This window comes from Pandoraea sp. NE5 (genome assembly GCF_024363545.1).
Lineage (GTDB): Bacteria > Pseudomonadota > Gammaproteobacteria > Burkholderiales > Burkholderiaceae > Pandoraea > Pandoraea cepalis.
The window spans coordinates 4,737,071-4,755,758 of sequence record NZ_AP025517.1; the positions used below are offsets into that span (position 1 = coordinate 4,737,071).

Annotated in this window: 19 protein-coding genes; 7 read left to right on the forward strand and 12 right to left on the reverse strand. The window is 64.6% G+C overall.

Translation table 11 applies throughout. From position 1 onward, the window contains the following. Positions 1 to 215: 215 nt before the first annotated feature. Both mutS and PanNE5_RS21450 read left to right on the forward strand, forming a co-directional pair. Complete coding sequence (mutS, locus tag PanNE5_RS21445; RefSeq protein ID WP_261938773.1) at positions 216 to 2,939, forward strand: DNA mismatch repair protein MutS; 2,724 nt, start codon at positions 216 to 218, stop codon at positions 2,937 to 2,939. An 11-nt stretch (positions 2,940 to 2,950) separates the two neighbouring features. Continuing rightward, complete coding sequence (locus PanNE5_RS21450; RefSeq protein WP_261938774.1) at positions 2,951 to 4,327, forward strand: hypothetical protein; 1,377 nt, start codon at positions 2,951 to 2,953, stop codon at positions 4,325 to 4,327. Between the two features lie 151 nt (positions 4,328 to 4,478). On the opposite strand, the gene PanNE5_RS21455 is transcribed toward PanNE5_RS21450, so the two are convergent. After that, positions 4,479 to 5,012, reverse strand: a complete 534-nt coding sequence (locus tag PanNE5_RS21455; protein ID WP_017233004.1) for a peptidylprolyl isomerase — start codon at positions 5,010 to 5,012, stop codon at positions 4,479 to 4,481. A 130-nt stretch (positions 5,013 to 5,142) separates the two neighbouring features. Between PanNE5_RS21455 and PanNE5_RS21460 the strand changes: the two genes are divergently transcribed. Continuing rightward, a complete protein-coding gene (locus tag PanNE5_RS21460; protein ID WP_410007550.1) occupies positions 5,143 to 6,366 on the forward strand; it encodes a JmjC domain-containing protein in 1,224 nt (407 codons plus the stop codon). Between the two features lie 175 nt (positions 6,367 to 6,541). Further along, a complete protein-coding gene (locus tag PanNE5_RS21465; RefSeq protein WP_083902237.1) occupies positions 6,542 to 6,778 on the forward strand; it encodes a hypothetical protein in 237 nt (78 codons plus the stop codon). 120 nt (positions 6,779 to 6,898) lie between these two features. On the opposite strand, the gene PanNE5_RS21470 is transcribed toward PanNE5_RS21465, so the two are convergent. The 10 genes from PanNE5_RS21470 to PanNE5_RS21515 all read right to left on the reverse strand — a co-directional run bounded on the left by PanNE5_RS21470 (position 6,899) and on the right by PanNE5_RS21515 (position 15,929). Then, positions 6,899 to 7,690 (reverse strand): MBL fold metallo-hydrolase, encoded by a 792-nt coding sequence (locus tag PanNE5_RS21470; protein WP_017233001.1) that lies wholly within the window; start codon positions 7,688 to 7,690, stop codon positions 6,899 to 6,901. Positions 7,691 to 7,698: 8 nt separating this feature from the next. Then, positions 7,699 to 8,841 carry an outer membrane protein assembly factor BamC gene (gene bamC, locus PanNE5_RS21475; protein ID WP_026131774.1) on the reverse strand — a complete coding sequence of 381 codons (1,143 nt, stop codon included), beginning with the start codon at positions 8,839 to 8,841 and terminating at the stop codon, positions 7,699 to 7,701. Between the two features lie 51 nt (positions 8,842 to 8,892). Then, entirely contained in the window at positions 8,893 to 9,810 is a 918-nt protein-coding gene (gene dapA, locus PanNE5_RS21480; RefSeq protein WP_150551442.1) for a 4-hydroxy-tetrahydrodipicolinate synthase, read from the reverse strand. A 15-nt stretch (positions 9,811 to 9,825) separates the two neighbouring features. Beyond that, positions 9,826 to 10,464, reverse strand: coding sequence for a class I SAM-dependent methyltransferase (locus PanNE5_RS21485; RefSeq protein ID WP_017232998.1), 639 nt, complete (start codon positions 10,462 to 10,464; stop codon positions 9,826 to 9,828). Beyond that, positions 10,461 to 11,663: a tryptophan--tRNA ligase gene (locus PanNE5_RS21490; protein ID WP_017232997.1), complete on the reverse strand. Its 1,203-nt coding sequence runs from the start codon at positions 11,661 to 11,663 to the stop codon at positions 10,461 to 10,463. The genes PanNE5_RS21485 and PanNE5_RS21490 overlap by 4 nt, the downstream gene beginning before the upstream one ends. A 25-nt stretch (positions 11,664 to 11,688) precedes the next feature. Next, positions 11,689 to 12,354: a site-2 protease family protein gene (locus tag PanNE5_RS21495; protein ID WP_017232996.1), complete on the reverse strand. Its 666-nt coding sequence runs from the start codon at positions 12,352 to 12,354 to the stop codon at positions 11,689 to 11,691. A 73-nt stretch (positions 12,355 to 12,427) separates the two neighbouring features. Continuing rightward, positions 12,428 to 13,054 carry an L-threonylcarbamoyladenylate synthase gene (locus PanNE5_RS21500; protein WP_017232995.1) on the reverse strand — a complete coding sequence of 209 codons (627 nt, stop codon included), beginning with the start codon at positions 13,052 to 13,054 and terminating at the stop codon, positions 12,428 to 12,430. A 12-nt stretch (positions 13,055 to 13,066) separates the two neighbouring features. Beyond that, a complete protein-coding gene (locus PanNE5_RS21505) occupies positions 13,067 to 13,900 on the reverse strand; it encodes a 3',5'-nucleoside bisphosphate phosphatase (RefSeq protein ID WP_026131773.1) in 834 nt (277 codons plus the stop codon). 112 nt (positions 13,901 to 14,012) lie between these two features. Then, positions 14,013 to 14,903: an alpha/beta fold hydrolase gene (locus PanNE5_RS21510; RefSeq protein ID WP_261938775.1), complete on the reverse strand. Its 891-nt coding sequence runs from the start codon at positions 14,901 to 14,903 to the stop codon at positions 14,013 to 14,015. An 81-nt stretch (positions 14,904 to 14,984) separates the two neighbouring features. Then, on the reverse strand, positions 14,985 to 15,929 hold the full coding sequence (locus PanNE5_RS21515; protein ID WP_261938776.1) for a ferritin-like domain-containing protein: 945 nt from the start codon (positions 15,927 to 15,929) through the stop codon (positions 14,985 to 14,987). A 49-nt stretch (positions 15,930 to 15,978) separates the two neighbouring features. On the opposite strand from PanNE5_RS21515, the gene PanNE5_RS21520 reads away from it, so the two are divergent. The 3 genes from PanNE5_RS21520 to PanNE5_RS21530 all read left to right on the forward strand — a co-directional run bounded on the left by PanNE5_RS21520 (position 15,979) and on the right by PanNE5_RS21530 (position 18,164). Continuing rightward, positions 15,979 to 16,503 carry a gamma carbonic anhydrase family protein gene (locus PanNE5_RS21520; RefSeq protein WP_017233773.1) on the forward strand — a complete coding sequence of 175 codons (525 nt, stop codon included), beginning with the start codon at positions 15,979 to 15,981 and terminating at the stop codon, positions 16,501 to 16,503. Between the two features lie 168 nt (positions 16,504 to 16,671). Further along, positions 16,672 to 17,607 (forward strand): Hsp33 family molecular chaperone HslO, encoded by a 936-nt coding sequence (gene hslO / locus PanNE5_RS21525; RefSeq protein ID WP_017233774.1) that lies wholly within the window; start codon positions 16,672 to 16,674, stop codon positions 17,605 to 17,607. A gap of 20 nt (positions 17,608 to 17,627) precedes the next feature. Next, positions 17,628 to 18,164 carry a hypothetical protein gene (locus PanNE5_RS21530; RefSeq protein ID WP_261938777.1) on the forward strand — a complete coding sequence of 179 codons (537 nt, stop codon included), beginning with the start codon at positions 17,628 to 17,630 and terminating at the stop codon, positions 18,162 to 18,164. An 88-nt stretch (positions 18,165 to 18,252) separates the two neighbouring features. Here PanNE5_RS21530 and ftsB read toward each other — a convergent pair whose 3' ends face one another. Further along, positions 18,253 to 18,684 carry a cell division protein FtsB gene (ftsB, locus tag PanNE5_RS22995; protein ID WP_315973446.1) on the reverse strand — a complete coding sequence of 144 codons (432 nt, stop codon included), beginning with the start codon at positions 18,682 to 18,684 and terminating at the stop codon, positions 18,253 to 18,255. Between the last annotated feature and the right edge of the window lie 4 nt (positions 18,685 to 18,688).

Genomic DNA, 18,688 nt, shown 5'->3' on the forward strand with positions numbered 1-18,688 from the left:
ATTTGCCGCCTTCGTGTAACAAACTCATCGACACTCACTTGCGACATTGCCGGACGACGGCTAACGATGTTCGCCGAACCCGTCGTAAAATTGCGCATCCAACGCGCCACGAGGGGGCGACGCGGCGCGCGCCACGCTGAATCGGCGCGGTATCGCACGCCGGCAGGGTCTCCCCGCCCCCCTCGTGACCCGATCTGCCCGACCCGACCGAATTCATGACGAGCACCCAAGCCCAAGCCACCCCCGCCGCCGCTGCACCGATGACGCCGATGATGCAGCAGTACACGCGCATCAAGGCCGACCATCCGAACATGCTCGTCTTCTATCGCATGGGCGATTTCTACGAGCTGTTCCACGACGACGCAGCCAAAGCGGCACGACTGCTCGACCTGACGCTCACCTCGCGGGGCCAGTCGGGCGGACAACCGATTCGCATGGCCGGTGTGCCGCATCACGCCGTGGAGCAATACCTCGGCAAGCTCGTCAAGCTCGGCGAGTCGGTGGCCATCTGCGAGCAGATCGGCGATCCCGCCACCGCCAAGGGGCCGGTCGAGCGCAAGGTCGTGCGCATCGTCACGCCCGGCACGCTGACCGACGCCGCCTTGCTCAGCGACAAGGTCGACCAGTATCTGCTGGCCGTACACATGCCGCCGGCGCGACGCGCCAGCGAACGCGTCGCCGGCCTCGCCTGGCTCTCGCTCGCCAGTGGCGAGCTGCGCCTGATGGAAGTCGCCGCTGACAAGCTGCCGCGCGAGCTGGAGCGCATCCGCCCGGCCGAGACGCTGGTGCCCGACAGCGCCCTCGAAGCCTTCGAGGGCTTCTCCCTCGGCACCACGACGCGCGTGCCCGACTGGCACTTCGACACGGCCGCCGGCACGCAACGCCTGCGCGATCAACTGGGTGTCGCGAGCCTGACGGCCTTCGGCTGCGACGGCCTGAACCCGGCGCTCGGCGCAGCCGGCGCATTGCTGCAGTACGCAGCGGCCACGCAGGGCCAGTCCTTGCGCCATGTGCAAAGTCTGAACGTGGAGCGGGAAGCCGCCTATATTGGCCTCGACGCGGCCACGCGGCGCAACCTGGAACTCACCGAAACGCTGCGGGGCACCGAATCGCCCACGCTGCTCTCGCTGCTCGACACTTGCGGCACCACGATGGGCAGCCGGCTGATGCGCCACTGGCTGCATCATCCGATGCGCGATCAGCAGGTGCCGCAGTCGCGCCAACTGGCCATTGCGACGCTGCTCGAAGGCCCGGGCACGTGGCGCGCGCTGCACAGCGAATTGCGGCATGTGGCGGACGTCGAGCGAATCACGGCCCGCCTGGCGCTGCTCACCGCGCGGCCACGCGATTTATCGAGTCTGCGCGACGCGTTGCGCCGCCTGCCCGAACTGCACACCACGCTGCGTGCCGTCGAAACGCGTTCGCCGCTGCTTGCGATGCTGCACGAAGACCTCGCGATTCCCGAGGCCGCGCTGGCCATGCTCTCGGGCGCCATCGCCGAAGAACCGGCGGCCATGCTGCGCGACGGCGGCGTCATCGCGCGCGGTCACGATGCCGATCTCGACGAACTGCGCGATATCTCGGAGAACTGCGGCCAGTTCCTCATCGATCTGGAAACGCGCGAGCGTGCGCGCACCGGCATCAACAATTTGCGGGTCGAGTTCAACAAGGTGCATGGCTTCTACATCGAAGTCACGCGCGGCCAGACCGACAAGGTGCCCGACGACTATCGCCGCCGCCAGACGCTAAAAAATGCCGAGCGCTATATTACGCCGGAGCTCAAGACGTTCGAGGACAAGGCCTTGTCCGCGCAGGAGCGCTCGCTCGCGCGGGAGAAACTGCTGTACGACGCGCTGATGCAAGCCCTGCTACCGCATATCACCGAGTTCAAACGCATCGCGCAGGCGCTCGCCCAGTTGGACGTTCTCGCCGCGCTGGCCGAGCGTGCCGAAACGCTCGGCTGGGTCAAGCCCGAGCTGGTGGAGGATCGCGTGGTCGACATTCGCCAGGGTCGCCACCCGGTCGTCGAACGACAAGTGGAGCGCTTCATCGCCAACGACTGCTCGCTGGGCGACGCGCGCCGCCTGCTGCTCATCACCGGCCCGAACATGGGCGGCAAGTCGACCTTCATGCGTCAGACCGCCCTCATCGCCCTGCTCGCTTACGTCGGCGGCTACGTGCCCGCCGAGGCGGTGCGACTTGGCCCGCTCGACGCCATCTTTACGCGAATTGGCGCGTCGGACGACCTCGCGGGCGGGCGTTCGACGTTCATGGTCGAGATGACCGAGTCGGCTGCGATTCTGCACACGGCGACCGACCAGAGTCTGGTACTGATGGACGAGATCGGGCGCGGCACGTCAACGTTCGACGGTCTCGCGCTGGCCTGGGCGATTGCGCGGCATCTGCTTGGGCACAATCGCAGCTACACGCTGTTCGCTACCCACTACTTCGAACTGACCCAACTGCCCGATGAGTTTGCGCAATGCGCGAACGTGCATCTGTCCGCCGTGGAGCACGGCGAAGGGATTGTGTTTCTACACGCGGTGCAGGACGGTCCAGCCAGTCAGAGCTACGGATTGCAGGTCGCGCAACTTGCCGGGGTGCCGATGCCAGTCATTCGCGCGGCGCGCAAGCATCTCGCGTTACTCGAACAGCAGGCGCTCGATCCTGCCGCCCCACAACTCGATCTGTTTGCGCCACGAGCGCCGGTCGATGCCGGCGTCGATGACCCGTCGGAGGACGCCTTGGATAGCGCGTCGAACGGCCCGCTCGTGACGCAGGGCAGCCGTGGCTCGACGCACAGTGCCGCCGCCCTCGATCCCGCCGCCGAGGCGACGTTGGCACGTCTGTCGCAGATCGATCCCGACGAGTTGCGCCCGCGCGAAGCGCTCGACCTGCTGTATGAACTGCGCGGCCTGATGGACGGCCGCAAGCACTGACGTCGCCCCTCATGCCGAGCCTGCCTCGCCTGCGCGCCCCTCGTCACACTAGCCACGGCCTGCGCGCCGTGTGCCTCTTGGCGCTCGCGTTCGCGCTCGTCACGGGCACCGCACCGACGACGGCCGCATCGGCAAACGCCAGGATGGCCACGACGTCCAGGGGGAAGACAGCGGCAAAGCCCGGCGCCAAAGGCCCGCGCAAGCCGCCACCGTTCGAATTCGCGGTGCTGGGCAACACCCCCTTCGGCAACACGGAGGTGCCGGTGGTGCGCAACGTGCTCGCGAGCATTGGTGACAGTCAGGCCGTGTTCGTCGTCCATGCGGGCAATCTCAAAAGCGTGACAGAGTCGTGTCGCGACGAACTCGTCACGCAGCGCCTGAGACTTCTCGCCAGTTCGCCCAAGCCGCTCATCTACGTACCTGGGGCGAACGACTGGGCCGATTGCCAGCGCGCCACTGAGGGCGGCTACAACCCCGTGGAGCGGCTCGACTTCCTGCGCGATCAAGCGTTCAGCGACGATGCGTTGCTCGGCCCCGGCCCCGTGGGTCACGCGCCACTCGATCTCACGCGTCAAAGCGACATGGCACGCTTTCGCCAGTATCACGAAAATGTGCGATGGTTCTATAACGGCGTGGTATTCGTCGGCCTGAATCTGCCCGGCAACAACAACAATTACCGCTCGGCGGGGGGACGTAACGGCGAATTCGAGGATCGGGCCGTGGCGACGCGCGTCTGGCTGCAGCATGCGCTCGTCTACGCGAAGCAGAAGGATGCGGTCGGCATGGTCATCATTGCGCAGGCCGATCCCGCGTTCGAACCGGCGCGACGCGCAGGGCTGGGAAGTCTTTTCTCGGATCGCGTGGGACGCCACGGCGTCGACGGCTTCAAGGAATTCCGGACGCAGTTGCTACGGCTCACGAATCGCTTCAAAGGACCGGTGCTGCTCATCGACAGCGGCAAGACAATGCGCCACGTGCAACCGCTGCGCGATGCCCACGGCGCACCGGTGAAGTCGTTCACCCAACTGAGCACCTACGGCTCGCCAACCGCGAATCGATGGGTGCGCGTGCAGGTCGATCCGGGAGCGTCGCCGCTCTTCCGTTTCGAGGGGGTGACACTACCGTCCAATAGCACCGCGGCACCTAACACTCCGCGCGGCGGCGCAACACCGGCGCCCGGCGGAACCCCTGCCGGTGCGGCAGCGCCGACATCCGGCAGCTTGCCCCACGCACTGCCCTACGCAGCGCCCTATTCGGCACTCTACCCGTCGTCCGGCATGTCGAACGACCTGGGCCCGGCCGCGTCGGATCCCAATCAAGGGGTCATGCCCATCGGGCCGGCGCTCCATCCGAACACGGGGACGCGCACCCCCGGGCGCGGCAACTGAATGCTCGCCTGAAAACGCAAACGCCGAACCAGGCGCATTGCATGTCGCAATACGCCTGATTCGGCGTAAGCCCGCGTACGGCGTGTGCGTCTTGCGTCACTTGCCCGGCCATGCGCCATCCGGCGGCAGCGGGCAGCGCGACGCGTCAGCCTCAATGCAGCGTGGGCGCGTCGTCCTGATCTTCGTCTTCGTCGACAACTTCAAGCCCCGACGCGCCATGGGCGTGCTGGTGCTCGATTTCTTCTTCCGTCGCCTGACGCACGTCGGCCACCTTCAGCTCGAAACGCAGTGCCATGCCCGCGAGCGGGTGATTGCCATCGAGCACGACCTTGTCTTCGGCAACGTCGGTCACCGTGTAGATCAGCGTGTCGGCCTCCTCGTCGCCATCTTCCGGCGAGCCTTCGAACTGCATGCCGACTTCGAGCGGATCCGGGAAACGACCACGCGCTTCGATCTTGATCATCTCGGGATCGTAGTCGCCGAACGCGTCGGACGGTTCCAGTTGCAGCTGCGTTTCATAGCCCACGTCCTGCCCGTCGAGCGCTTCCTCGATCTTGGGGAACGTGCCATCATATCCGCCGTGCAGGTAAACCATCGGCTCGGCGCCGCTTTCTTCGATCAGGTTGCCCTGAGCGTCCGACAACTTGTAAGTTACCGAGACGACGGTATTCTTTTCGATCTTCATCAAACTCTCCGAAAAACAGCCCGCATTATACGCGCAGCTGCATGACATCGCCCCGCGCGCAAGCCGACGCCACCTTGAATCGTACAACGGCGTGCATGGCGCAGCCCTCTCTTGATGCATTGATCCACCCATGACGACATCCCGCACCCCCTCGCCTCTGCTCGGCGGCCTCGCGCCGGACGCATTCATGAAGCGCTACTGGCACAAGCGTCCGCTCCTCATCCGCCAGGCCATTCCCGGCTTCACGGCGCCGCTCTCGCGCGACGCGCTGTTCGCGCTGGCGGCGCGGGACGACGTTGAATCCCGATTGATCAGCCATGCCCGCAAACGTTGGCAACTCCAACATGGGCCGTTCGATGCCGATGATCTGCCCCCGTTGAGTCGCAAGCAATGGACGCTGCTCGTACAGGGGGCGAATCTCCACTCGCCGGCGGTCGACGCGCTCATGCAACAGTTTCGCTTCGTTCCCGACGCGCGTCTGGACGACGTAATGATCAGCTACGCCACCGACGGCGGCGGCGTCGGCCCGCACCTCGATTCCTACGACGTTTTTTTGCTGCAGGCGCATGGCAAGCGACGCTGGCGTATCGGACCGCAGCGCGACACCACGTGGCTCGATGGCGTGCCGTTGCGCATCCTGAAGCACTTCGAGGCCGAAGAGGAGTGGGTACTGGAACCGGGCGACATGCTGTATCTGCCGCCGGGCTATGCGCACGATGGCGTAGCGCAAGGCGAGTGCATGACCTACTCAATCGGCTTTCGCGCGCCGCTGGAGCAGGAAATGCTTCAGAACTTTCTGTACTACCTCGCGGAAAACGCGCCCGCACTACCGTTCGCCCGCCATTTTGCGGGCCGTTACGCCGACCCGGGACAATCGGCCGTCAAACATCCGGCTGCGCTACCCGATGCCATGATCGAGACGCTTGTAGCGCAGCTCGAAAAAGTACGCTGGGGACAAAAAGAGGTCGAAGATTTCCTTGGGCGTTGGCTGAGTGAGCCCAAGTCGCATGTGTTTTTCGATCCGCCGGAAACCCCGCTTTCGGCAACAAGATTCGTGCGCGAAGCGGCCGCGCGCGGCTTGACCCTCTCGCCCAAGACGCAATTGTTGTATCGACGCAACCGATATTACGTCAACGGCGAGCCGCTCGACGTCCCTGTCGATGCGCGCGCGACCTTGCGGCGCCTCGCTGACCGTCGTCAGTTAAATGCAGGCGAATGTGCGAATTTGGGGCAAAAAGACCAAGAAATCGTCGAAATTCTGTACGATTGGTATGCTTCCGGGTGGCTGCAGGTGGAAAGTGACCGGAAGACCCCGCTAAAGTTGCGCGCCGTAAGGAAAAAAGCGGAGAAATGACGCGAGATTGACGTGACGGGTTGGGGAAAACCCAATATAATTTCTCGCCAAGCAGCTTGCATGACCAAGGGTAATCCTCAATTGCCAATGTCTCGCAATCGGCTTTGCGCTGGCAAGAGCGTATTACCGTAATTAATATTCATTCGCTTGTCTTCTACCATAAAAGGACGTGATCATGAAGAAGTCTCTCCTCGTCGCTTCGTTGTTGGCTATCGCCCTGACCGCCTGCGGCAAGAAGGAAGAAGCCGCTGCACCGGCCGCTGACACGGCTTCGGCTGCTGCCGCTGCTGTTGCGGATTCGGCTGCTTCGGCCGCTTCGGCTGTCGGCGCTGCTGCTGACTCGGCTGCTTCGGCTGCCGGTGCTGCTGCTGATGCCGTTGCTTCGGCTGCTGACGCTGCTGCCAGCAAGTAAGCGCTCGCTGCCGCAAGGCAGTTGAGAAAAAAGCCGGTCGAAAGACCGGCTTTTTTGTTTGTCGCAACGCTTCGCGCTCAACTCAGGCACCCTGCCTGCATCAAGTCACGTCCTGTATCGCTAGCACGTCAGCCAATCGAAGCCCCCCGCCTGCGTCGCCACGAGGATCTCGGTGCCCGCCGAGCCGATGACTGACGACATCGCCGCCATCGCCAGCTCGGGCGTATTGTTCTGCTCGCTCAAATGCGCACCGATCACGCGCTGCAGCTTCCTCCGGTCGATCGCTCCCAGAATCTCCGCCGCCGCGTCGTTCGCCAAATGGCCATAGGTGCCGCCAATGCGCGCCTTGAGCGATGCCGGATACTTGCTGTTCGCCAGCATGTCTCGGTCGTGGTTGCATTCGAGCACCAGCGCATCGCAGCCACCCAGTGCCGCGACCAGATGCGCCGTCGCGCACCCCGCATCCGTGAGCACACCCAAACGGCGTGCGCCGTCGGAAAACACGAACTGCAGCGGCTCGCGCGCGTCGTGAGGCACCGTGTAAGGATGAAGCTCGATAGCGCCCACGGCGAGCCGCTCATCGGCGCGGCACCAGCGCACGAGGGCCGCGTCGCCCTCGCCCTTGAGCGTGGCGTGAACCTTGACGGCCTGCCCCGTTCCCCAGCTCATGATGAGGGGAATCCGGTACTTGCGAGTGAGGGAAAGTGCGCTGCCGATGTGGTCGGCATGCTCGTGGGTGATGACAATGGCGTCGAGCGACGCCACGTCGATCGCGCGTGCCGTCAGGCGCCGCTCGACCTCCCGCATCGAGAAACCGCAATCGAGGAGAATGCGTGTCGTGGAGGCGCCTTCCGACGCCTCCACCAGCAGGGCATTGCCTTCGCTGCCACTGCCAAGACTGGCGAACCGCACGCCCCGCCTTAACGGAGTTGGTTGCCGATCACACTGATGATCGTCTGTGCGATCTGCGAGTTATCGACGTTACCCTTATCGTCGAGCACCTGCACACGGGTCTGGCTATCGCCGCGCCCCTGCACGTTCACGCTAAGCTTTTTGGCCTTCTTGCTGTCCTGCACTTCCTTCGCATGGAACAAGCTGTAGAAGAAACCGTTGTCCTTCGCCAGCGATGCCGGATCCACGTAGCTCACGAAGTAAATGCCCTTCGCTCGGTCGCGATCGTCCACGGTGAAGTTACCGCGATCAAGCGCCACGCCGACACGGCGCCAGGCCCGATCGAACGGCTCGTTGATGTCGAGATACGCGGCGTCGGCCGTCTTCACGATCTGGCTCGACGGGCCGCCCGCCTTGGCACCTTCGACTTGCTCCTTGGCCTGATCGGCCTGCACGCCAAAGCGCTGCATCAACTTGGTCAGGAAGATCGCCTCGAGACCCGGATCGTTCGGCGCCGGCTCCCACTTGGTCGTGTCCTTCTGCGCGTTCGTGAACACTTCCACCATGCGGCGGTGCGTGATGTAGACGTCCGTACCGCCATTCGGATCACGTTCCACGCGCGTGCGGAAGCGATCGCGTTCGCCGGTCGAATACAGGCTGTCGAGCACCTTGCCGAGCAGATCGCGGATGATGTCCTGATTCAGCTTGGCGCGGTTTTCCGCCCAATCGGTTTCCATCACGCCCGTGTCCGGCGAATCGATCGTCAGCACAAAGCCGTTCTCTTGCCAGAATTCACGCAACGTCGGCCACAGGTCGCTCGGTGCCTTCTGAATCACCAGCCAGCGCTCGTTGCCGTCGCGCACGACCTTCATACCGGGCACCGCCGGCAGCACCGTGTCCGTCGGGTTGGCCGCGACGACCTTCTGCTGGTTCTCGTAGGTCGACAGCGTGGCGATGCCGGCCGGCGACACGTACTTCCGGTCGGTCGCCTGGACGTTCGTCAGATCCGGCGGGACGTCGAGCGAGGGGCCGGTCTTCGAGCTCTTGTAATCGACCTTGTCCGAGGACAAGGCGCTCGAGAGCGAACTGCATCCGGCGACGAGGGCCAACGAGGCAATAGCGGCCCATGCCAGCACGGGACGAGCTACGGAATTACTGACGATTCGTTTCATGAGTCGCAAAAAAAGGGGTGGGCAATCGAACCCGGGTGCCGGAACGACCGGTTAGACAACGGCGATGTTGGCCGACTTGAGGGCACCAAGCACCGTGTCGTGGTAAGGCTGCGCCAGCGGCGTGAGCGGCAGGCGGATGCCCGACGCGATCATGCCCATCTGTTGCAGCGCCCACTTCACGGGGATCGGATTGGCTTCGACGAACATGGCGCGGTGCAGTTCGAACAACTGGAATTGCAGTTCCCGCGCCTTGGCCACATTGCCGGCCAGCGCAGCCACGCACAACTCGTGCATCGCACGCGGTGCCACGTTGGCAGTGACCGAGATATTACCCTGACCGCCCATGAGCATGAGCGCAACAGCCGTCAGGTCGTCGCCGCTGTACACGGCGAAGCTCTTCGGGGCACGCCGGATCAGGTCGATGCCGCGATCCAGATTGCCCGTGGCGTCTTTCACGCCAACGATGCCAGGCACTTGCGCCAGACGCAGCAGCGTGTCGTTGCTGGCATCCGCCACGGTGCGGCCGGGCACATTATAAAGAATGACCGGCAGCTCGACGGCTTCGGCAATGGCGCGGAAGTGCTGGTACTGGCCTTCCTGCGTGGGCTTGTTGTAGTACGGCACGACCTGCAGCGACGCGTCGGCGCCCACCTGCTTTGCATGTTTCGTAAGTTCGATGGCTTCCGCCGTCGAGTTGCCGCCCGTGCCGGCAATCACCGGCAGTTTGCGACCGCGCGACTCGCCGGCTTGTGCGGCTTGCTGCACGGCGATCTCGATGAGTTCGCAGTGCTCCTCGACGTTGACCGTCGGCGATTCGCCCGACGTGCCGACGATCACGATGCCGTCGGTGCCTTCGTCGGCGTGCCAGTTGATCAGGTTACGCAGTGCTTCACGGTCAAGGCTGCCGTCCTCTGCCATCGGGGTGACGATCGCGACGATACTGCCTTGCATCGGAGTTTGGGTAGTCATGGTTGATCGAACAATTCAGCGATAAGGGTGGATTGTAGCGGATTCCGCCGCCGGCTCGTACAGGGCGGCATTGCCGGGGTTTTCCCCGGGGGCGGCACGCGTGGCGCACACGCGCTGCACGCACGCCGCACGCGGCGCCGCCAACGTGACATCCTCGAACCCCGCCACACGCAAACCGGCCTCGCGCGCCACGTCGAACAATTCACCGGGAGCCAACAGAAACTGCGGATTGGACGGCTTTCCGTACCGTTCGTTTCCCTGCGCAAAGGTTTCGTAAATCAGCACGCCGCCCGGCGCGACACTGGCCGCGATACGCGAGAAGAGCGGTCGATGCAAATAGTTCGTTACGATGACGGCATCGAAGCGCTCGCCCTCGGCCAACGGCCACGGCGCGCCTTCCAGGTCGGCCGTCAGCGTCGTCACGTTCGCCAGCATTGACATCGTGGCAAGCGCCGCCTCGTCGCGATCCACGGCGATGACATGCATGCCGCGCGACGCGAGCCAACGCGCGTGGCGTCCTTGACCGCAGGCCAGATCGAGTGCGCGGCCGCCCGACGGCATCAGATGCGCCCAGCGCACCAGCCACGGCGACGGCGCGCCAGTACCGTGCGCACTACCGCCGTGCAACACGCCGGGAGCGAGCGCGTTCGTCATGAATATTGCAGCCCCATCGCTTCACGCACGTCGCGCATGATCTCCTGCGCGGACCGTCGCGCCTTCTCACATCCATCGGCCACGATGGCGCGCAGCAGCGACGGATCGTCGACGTACTTCTGGGCGCGTTCGAGCATCGGTTGCTGCTCGCGCAGAATGCCTTCGATGACCGGCTGCTTGCACTCGATACACCCGATCCCTGCGCTGCGGCAGCCCTTCTGCACCCAGTCGCGCGTGTCGCTGTCGCAATAGACCTGATGCAGTTGCCACACCGGACACTTCTCCGGGTCGCCCGGATCGGTTCGACGCACGCGCGCGGGATCGGTCGGCATTGTGCGCACCTTCTTGGTGATCGATTCCGCGTCTTCGCGCAAGCCAATGGTGTTGTTATACGACTTCGACATCTTCTGACCGTCGAGTCCCGGCATGCGCGACGCCGGCGTGAGCAACGCCTGCGGCTCGACCAGAATCAGCTTGCGTGCGCCTTCGAGATAGCCGAAGAGTCGCTCGCGGTCGCCCATGGACAGCGACTGCGACTCGGAGAGCATCGCGCGTGCCTGTTCCAGCGCTTCGTCGTCGCCCTGCTCCTGGTACGCCGTACGGAGCTCGAGATACAGCTTCGCGCGCTTGCCGCCGAGCTTGCGTGCGGCGGCCAGCGCCTTTTCCTCGAAGCCGGTTTCACGGCCGTAGAGATAGTTGAAGCGGCGCGCAATTTCGCGCGTCATTTCGACGTGCGGCACCTGGTCCTCCCCCACCGGCACGTGCAGCGCGCGGTAGAGCAGAATGTCGGCCGCCATCAGCACCGGATACCCGAGGAAGCCGTATGTCGAGAGATCCTTCTCCCTGAGCTTCTCGATCTGTTCCTTGTACGTCGGCACGCGCTCGAGCCAGCCCAGCGGCGTGCTCATGCCGATGAGCAGCGCCAGCTCGGCATGCTCGGGCACCTTGCTCTGGATGAAGAGCGTGGCCTGATTCGGATCGATCCCTGCGGCAAGCCAGTCGATCAGCACGTCCCATACGTTCTGTTCGATGACTTCCGGCGTCTCGTAGTGCGTGGTGAGCGCGTGCCAGTCGACCACACAGAAGTAGCACGGGTATTCCGACTGAAGCTGAATCCAGTTCTTGAGCACGCCATGATAATGGCCGAGGTGGAGACGACCGGTCGGTCGCATGCCGGAGAAAACGCGTTCGGGATACATGGTCTCGTTATATTCTGCAAAAACTTCAGGAAATCAGCGACAACAGCGGCGTGAGCATCCAGACGATGAAGTCACGCCCCCACTGAATCAGCGGCCACAGCCAGACACGGCCGAGCACACCGCTCACCACCAGGGCCATCACGATGAAGAACCCATAGGGCTCGACGCGGGAGAGGCGATAGGCTGCGCGCGCCGGCAGCAGCGACACGAGCACGCGGCCGCCATCGAGCGGCGGTACCGGAAACAGGTTGAACATGCACATCACGAGGTTCACCAGGAGACCGGCCTGCGCCATCATCATGAAGAACGGCTCGTGAACGCCGGCGATTTGCAGCCCTACACCGAACACAGCCCACAGTATTGCCTGGACGAAGTTGCACAACGGACCGGCCAGCGCCACCCAGATCGTATCGACGCGCGGATTGCGCAGGCTGCCGAACGCCACAGGCACTGGCTTGGCATAGCCGAACAGAAACGCCCCGCTCGTCATGAAGTAGAGGGCAAGCGGCACGAGCACCGTGCCGATCGGATCAATGTGCTTGAGGGGATTGAGCGTCACGCGCCCCATCAGATAGGCCGTGGGGTCGCCAAAATACTTTGCGACATAGCCGTGCGCGGCCTCATGCAGCGTAATCGCGAAGAGGACGGGGAGCGCGTAGACCGCAACGGTCTGGATCAGGTCTGCATTCATAGCCGCGTATTGTAGCAAGCCGACCTGCGCGCCAGTATTACCGCGTATTGCAAGTCGGGCGACACGCGCCCGTTCACGACAGGCCGAACGGCGCCAGCGAGCCGCGACCGCGACGCAGCACCTCGGGCGGCGTCACCGTCAGGTCGACCACCGTGGACGGTTCTTTAGGACAGGCCCCGCCGTCGATCACCAGATCCAGTTGCTTTTCCAGGCGCTCACGAATCTCGTCGGGGTCGTTCAGCGGCTCGCTTTCGCCCGGCAGAATCAGGGTGGTGGCGAGCAACGGCTGCCCCAGCGCCTCGAGCAGCGCCAGCGTGATGGCATGATCCGGCACCCGCAGACCGATCGTCTTTCGCGAAGGATGCGAGAGCCGGCGCGGCACCTCCTTCGTCGCTTCGAGAATGAACACGTAGGGCCCCGGCGTCGTCGCCTTGATCAACCGGTATTGCCGGTTATCCACCATGGCGAACTCGGCCAGCTCCGACAGATCGCGGACCAGGAGCGAGAGCAGTTGCTTGTCGTCGAGACCGCGAATACGACGCAGGCGTTCGACGGCCTGCCGGTCGTCGATATGACAGGCGATCGCGTAGCTGGAGTCGGTCGGCAACGCCACGATGCCGCCCTTATCGATGATCTGGGCGGCCTGCTTGATGAGTCGTGACTGAGGATTTTCCGGATGGATCTGGAAGAATTGCGACATAGCGTCGAAAAGTTACTGCCAGCGGCTCCAGACCGGGGTGAGATCGTCGGGCAGCGCAGGCAGCTTGCCGAGCAGCGCACGGCTCTCGGTCGGTCCATGGAAATCCGAGCCACGCGACGCCAGAAAATCGTAGCGGCGTGCGACGTCGGCATACTCGCGGTACTGATCCGGCGTATGGCTGCCGGTCACCACTTCGATGGCCTCTCCGCCCAGTTCGCGGAACTGATCGAACAGTACCCCGAACTCGAGCGGCGTGAATTTGTAGCGTCCCGGGTGTGCCACAACGGCAATGCCCCCCGCCCCGCGGATCCAGCTCACGGCATTCTCCAGCGTGGCCCAGCGGTGCGGCACATAACCCGGCCGCCCCTCCGCGAGATATTTCGAGAACACATCGGAAACCGACGTGCATTTGCCGATTGCCACGAGATATCGGGCGAAGTGCGTACGCGAAATCAGATCGGGATTCCCGACGAAACGCAGCGCCCCCTCGTACGCATGCGGAATGCCCGCGGCCGCCAATTGCTCGCTCATCTGCTGGGCTCGCAACGCCCGGCCACCGCGCGTGGCCGCCAGTCCATCGATCAGCGCGGGATTATCGGGATCGAGATTCAGCCCGACGATATGCACCGTGCGGTTCGCCCACGTAATGGAGATCTCCACACCGCTCACGTACCCCATGCCGAGCGCTTCGGCCGCCGCGCGCGCTTCGCGCTGGCCACCGATCTCGTCGTGGTCGGTCAGCGACCAGAGGTCGACACCGGCCTCAAACGCCACCTGCGCCACCTCGGACGGCGCCAGCGTGCCGTCGGACACTCGGGAATGACAATGAAGATCCGCATTAAGCATGATGAGCCGCCGGGGGGGTGACATATTGCGTCCGCCCGGCACCGCCGTATGACGTGGTTGTGACGCCCTCATTCTACCGCTCAAGTGCCCGCGGCGCGAGTGACCCGCGGCCTCACTCCCGGCAGAAGTCGTCAATCAACCGGGCCACGACGTCGGGTTGGTCGTGATGCAGCATATGACCGGTATCCCCCACGAAAGCCTCCGTCAAATTCGGAAAGACCTCGAAGCGCTCCCGGAACGCCGCCGTCCCCTGCGCCCCGACGAAATGTCGCAGCACGTCCGAGTCCGTGGCTTCCACATGCAGGACGGGCGCGCTCACGTTGCCCCATACCGCCATCGCTTCATCGAGCCGGTACGGGTACGGATTGGCGACCTTGTGCGCCGCATCGGCAAGCAAATGCCATTGTCCGTCGGCGTCCTGGCGTGCCCATCGTTGTGCCAGCCAGTCCGCCCGCGCCTGCGTGAGGCGCGGATTGGTCTTGCGCAGCCGCGCCACCACCGCGTCGAGCGTGGCATAAGGACGCAACGTCGGCGCATGCCGCAAATCGTCGAGCCAACGGCCGAGCTGACGGATCGCCGCGATCGGCTGCGACGGCGGCAGACCGAAGCCCTCCAGATTCACGAGACGCCGAACCCGCGAGGGCCGCACCCCGGCATACAGACACGCGACGTTGCCGCCCATGCTGTGGCCAATCAGGCGGACCGCTTCGCCGGGCTCCGTGTAGACGTCGAGCAGGGCGTCGAGATCGGCGAGGTAGTCTGGAAACCAGTAGCTGCCGCAGCGGCCTTGCGCCACCGGCCAGTCGGTAAGGCCGAAGCCGCGCCAGTCCGGGGCGAGCACATGCCAGCGCTGCGCCAGCGTTTGCGCGACGAAATGGAACGACGCCGACACGTCCATCCAGCCGTGCAGCGCGAACAGCTTCGGCGCGCCGGGCGTGCCCCACTGCCGGACATGGTGGCGCAGGCCGCGCACCGTCAGAAATTCGGATCGCGAATCGGTCATGGCGCAAGCAGAAAGTGAAGATCGAAACGATTGAGGAACGCCGAGTCTATCAGCGTCAAAAATGACGAATCGGCCGCGCCGTTACGCGAGCGCCTGCAGCGCAGCCAGTTCGTCGTCGTCGAAGCCCGCCGCCCGGCGGGCCTCCAGGTTGAACGGCCCGCGCAGACGCGGCGCACCGTATTGCGCCGCGAGCCGGGCATAGGTCTCGATGGGATCGCATCCGGCGCGCTCGCAGCCCCAGCGATACCAACGGTTCCCGATGGCGACATGCCCGATCTCGTCGCGCAGGATGATATCGAGAATGGCGGCCCCGGCGGCATCGCCCGCGCTCGCCAGCTTGGCCTTGATCGGTGGGCTGGCGTCGAGCCCGCGCGCCTCCAGGGTGCGTGGCACCAGCGCGAGGCGAGCGAGCCAGTCGCCCGACGTCCTGCGCGCCATCTCCCATAAGCCGTCGTGCGCCGGGAAATAGCCGTAGCGGTAAGGCTCACCGAGCGTGTTCAAGTGCTGGGCAAGCAGAGAGAAGTGATATGCCTCCTCCGCCGCGACCTGAAGCCAGTCATCGTAATAATCGGTGGGCAGGCCGTCGAAGCGCCACAGGGCGTCGAGCGCAAGATTGATCGCGTTGAATTCGATGTGGGTGAGCGCGTGCAGCAAGGCGGCGCGGCCCTCGACGGACGTCGCGGCGCGGTGCTTCAACTCGCGCGGCGACACCAGCCGAGGCGCGGCGGGACGACCGGGAATGCCGGCCTCCCCCGCGCGCGTCGGCGTCGCCGGCCCGGCCACCTCGAAGCAACGCTCGGGGTGCCAGCGCGCGCGGCCGTCTCGCACTGCGTCGCGAAGTGCCGTCACGCCGTGCGCCTTCTCATACGGATCGCACAGGCGCAGGAGCGCAAGCGTGTGCTCGCGGGCACACAACGCACCGGCGAATCCGGGATGCGCGTTGCCGGACGGGCAAGCTTCGCTGGAATGGCCGGGGTCGGCGTTGCGCGCGGCACCGCCGCTGGGCGCGGGAGTGAAATCGGTCATGACGTTACAATAGCTAATTCATCGATTTTAACCGCGAACCGAAGCCGCCATGCCGATCTACAAACTTGGAGACAAGACCCCCCAGATCCACGAGAGTGCTTTCGTGGCCGACACCGCCAGCATCATCGGAGACGTGATCCTCGCCGAGAACAGCAGCGTGTGGCCGGGGGTCGCGATTCGCGGCGACAACGAGCCGATCAAGGTCGGCGTGGGGACCAACGTGCAGGAAGGTGCCGTTCTGCATGCCGATCCGGGGTACCCGCTCACGCTGGCCAGCGGCGTGAGTATCGGCCATCAGGCGATGCTGCACGGCTGCTCTGTGGGCGAAAACTCGCTCATCGGCATTCAGGCGGTGCTGCTCAATGGCGCGGTCATCGGCCGCGACTGTCTGGTCGGTGCGGGCGCGCTGGTCACCGAGCGCAAGACGTTCCCTGACCGCTCCCTGATTCTGGGTGTGCCCGCCAAGGTCGTGCGCGAACTGACCGACGAGGAAGTCGCGAACCTCAAGCGCAACGCCGAGGGCTATGCGGCACGCCGTCAGGTCTTCAAGGAACAGTTGGTGCGCATCGGCTGATCGCCCCGCCGGCGTGTTGAAAATGCGGTACGCGCCCCCAGATTACGCAGTATTGACGCGCCAACCACCGGCGTTCGTGCAGCATCCGGCGCGTATCTGCGCGGTCGTTACCGCGCAACGCGGCCCGCCACGACAACCGCCGTTGCCGCATTTTTCAGGAATTCAACCGTGTCCGATCAACTTCAGAAATTCATGTTCGACGCCGCCCCGGTGCGCGGCGAATACGTCAGCCTCGACGCGACGTGGCGCGCCGTGCTCGAGCGTCACGACTACCCGGCGCCGGTACGTCATCTGCTCGGTGAAATGATGGCCGCGGCCGCGCTGCTCACGGCCAACGTCAAATTCGACGGCGCCCTGATCCTGCAACTGCACGGCGATGGACCGGTCGCCATGATCGTCGTCGAATGCAACGCCGACCTGACGATGCGCGCCACGGCAAAGTACAGCGGCGAGATCCCCGACGACGCGACCCTCAAAGCGCTCGTGAACGTCGACGGCCGCGCACGCTTCGCCATTACGCTCGACCCGCGCGTGAAGCAACCGGGCCAACAGCCTTACCAGGGCGTGGTGCCGCTGTCGGATGAGCACGGCCCCTTGCCCGATCTGGCGTCGGTGCTCGAACACTACATGCATCATTCGGAGCAGCTCGACACACGCCTGTGGCTCGCGTCGGACGACCGCCACGCAGTGGGCATGCTGCTGCAGAAGCTGCCCGGCCATGGCGGCACGGCCGGCACCGGTGCCGAGCGTGCGCCCGAGCAGGACGAGGACATGTGGAATCGCGTCTGCCAGCTCGGCAATACGCTCAAGCGAGACGAAATGCTGAGCGTCGATCGGGAAACGCTGTTGCAGCGCTTGTTTTGGGAAGAAACGGTGCGCGTGTTCGAGCCGGCGGTCACGGCGTTTCGCTGCACGTGCTCGCACGAGCGGGTCACCAACATGCTGCGCACGCTCGGCGAAGCAGAAGTCATGAGCGTATTCGACGAGCGTCCCGATCTTGAAGTGGCGTGTGAGTTCTGCCGCCAGACCTATCGTTTCGACAAGGTGGATGCGGCGCAGCTCTTTACGGAGCAACTGCACGCCGCGCCGTCCGCGCAACATTGAGCGACGCGGAGATCGCGGGCATGCGCCGGACCGACCTCACCAGACACCGCATGCAGGATGTGGCGTGCGGTCGTTCGGCTCGCCACCCCGCTAGCTCGCTCGGCGCATCGCTCATGCCGCGACTCGCGTTCAACGCCAGCGCTACACGCTCCACGCGTGAACGCCCCCCTCGGCTTGTCGTCGGCGCCCTCGGTGTCCTCGGCGCGCTGCTCCTGATGCTCGCCGCAGGCTGTGCGCAACTGCCACCGCCCGACGCGCCTGCGGCACGTCTGCCGCAGACGCAAGACATCCCGGCAATGACCGATGCCCAGAAGCAGGACCTGACACGCTTGAACAAGCGCATCTACGACGAGCAGGAAGCGACCATCGAACACGAACGCGCACAGCGCGCCATCGAGGCTGCGCTGCGCAGCAACGCCAACAACGCGTATTTCTACGGTGGTTGGGGTGGCCCTGCGTGGTATGGGCCGGGATGGTACGGACCTGGATGGTACGGACCGGGCGGATATGGCGGATATGGCCCACGCGCATCGGTGGGTGTTGGCATCGGCTTCTAGTGGGCGGCACCGCGAGATGACATAAAAAATGGCGTTCCCATGGGAACGCCATTTTGTCGTACTGTCTGCGCGCCGTACCGGCGACGCATCAGTGATGCTGAGCCTTGTGCGCCGCCTGCGCCCCGCGCTTTGCTGGGGACGAAGTCGGCGGTGCCGGCGGCGCCGCCGCGACCGACTTGTGTGCCGGCTCGGTCGACGAGACCAGTGGAGCAGCCGCGGCGGAAGCGGCCTGCGGACCGCCCGAGCCGTCCGGCGCCACGAACTGAACGAACACTTCGCCGTCCTTGACCATACCCAGCTCGAAACGCGCGCGCTCCTCGATCGCCGACGTGCCGTCCTGCAGATCCTGCACTTCGCCGGCAAGACGATCGTTACGTTCTTTCAACTGCTCGTTCTTCTGCTGTTCGGCGCTCAACTCGTCGCGCAGTTCGTGCACGTAAAGCCAACCACCGTGGCCGAACCAGAGCGGATACTGGATCACCGCCAGCAGCAGCACCAGCAGCAAGGTCACCATTCGCATGCTT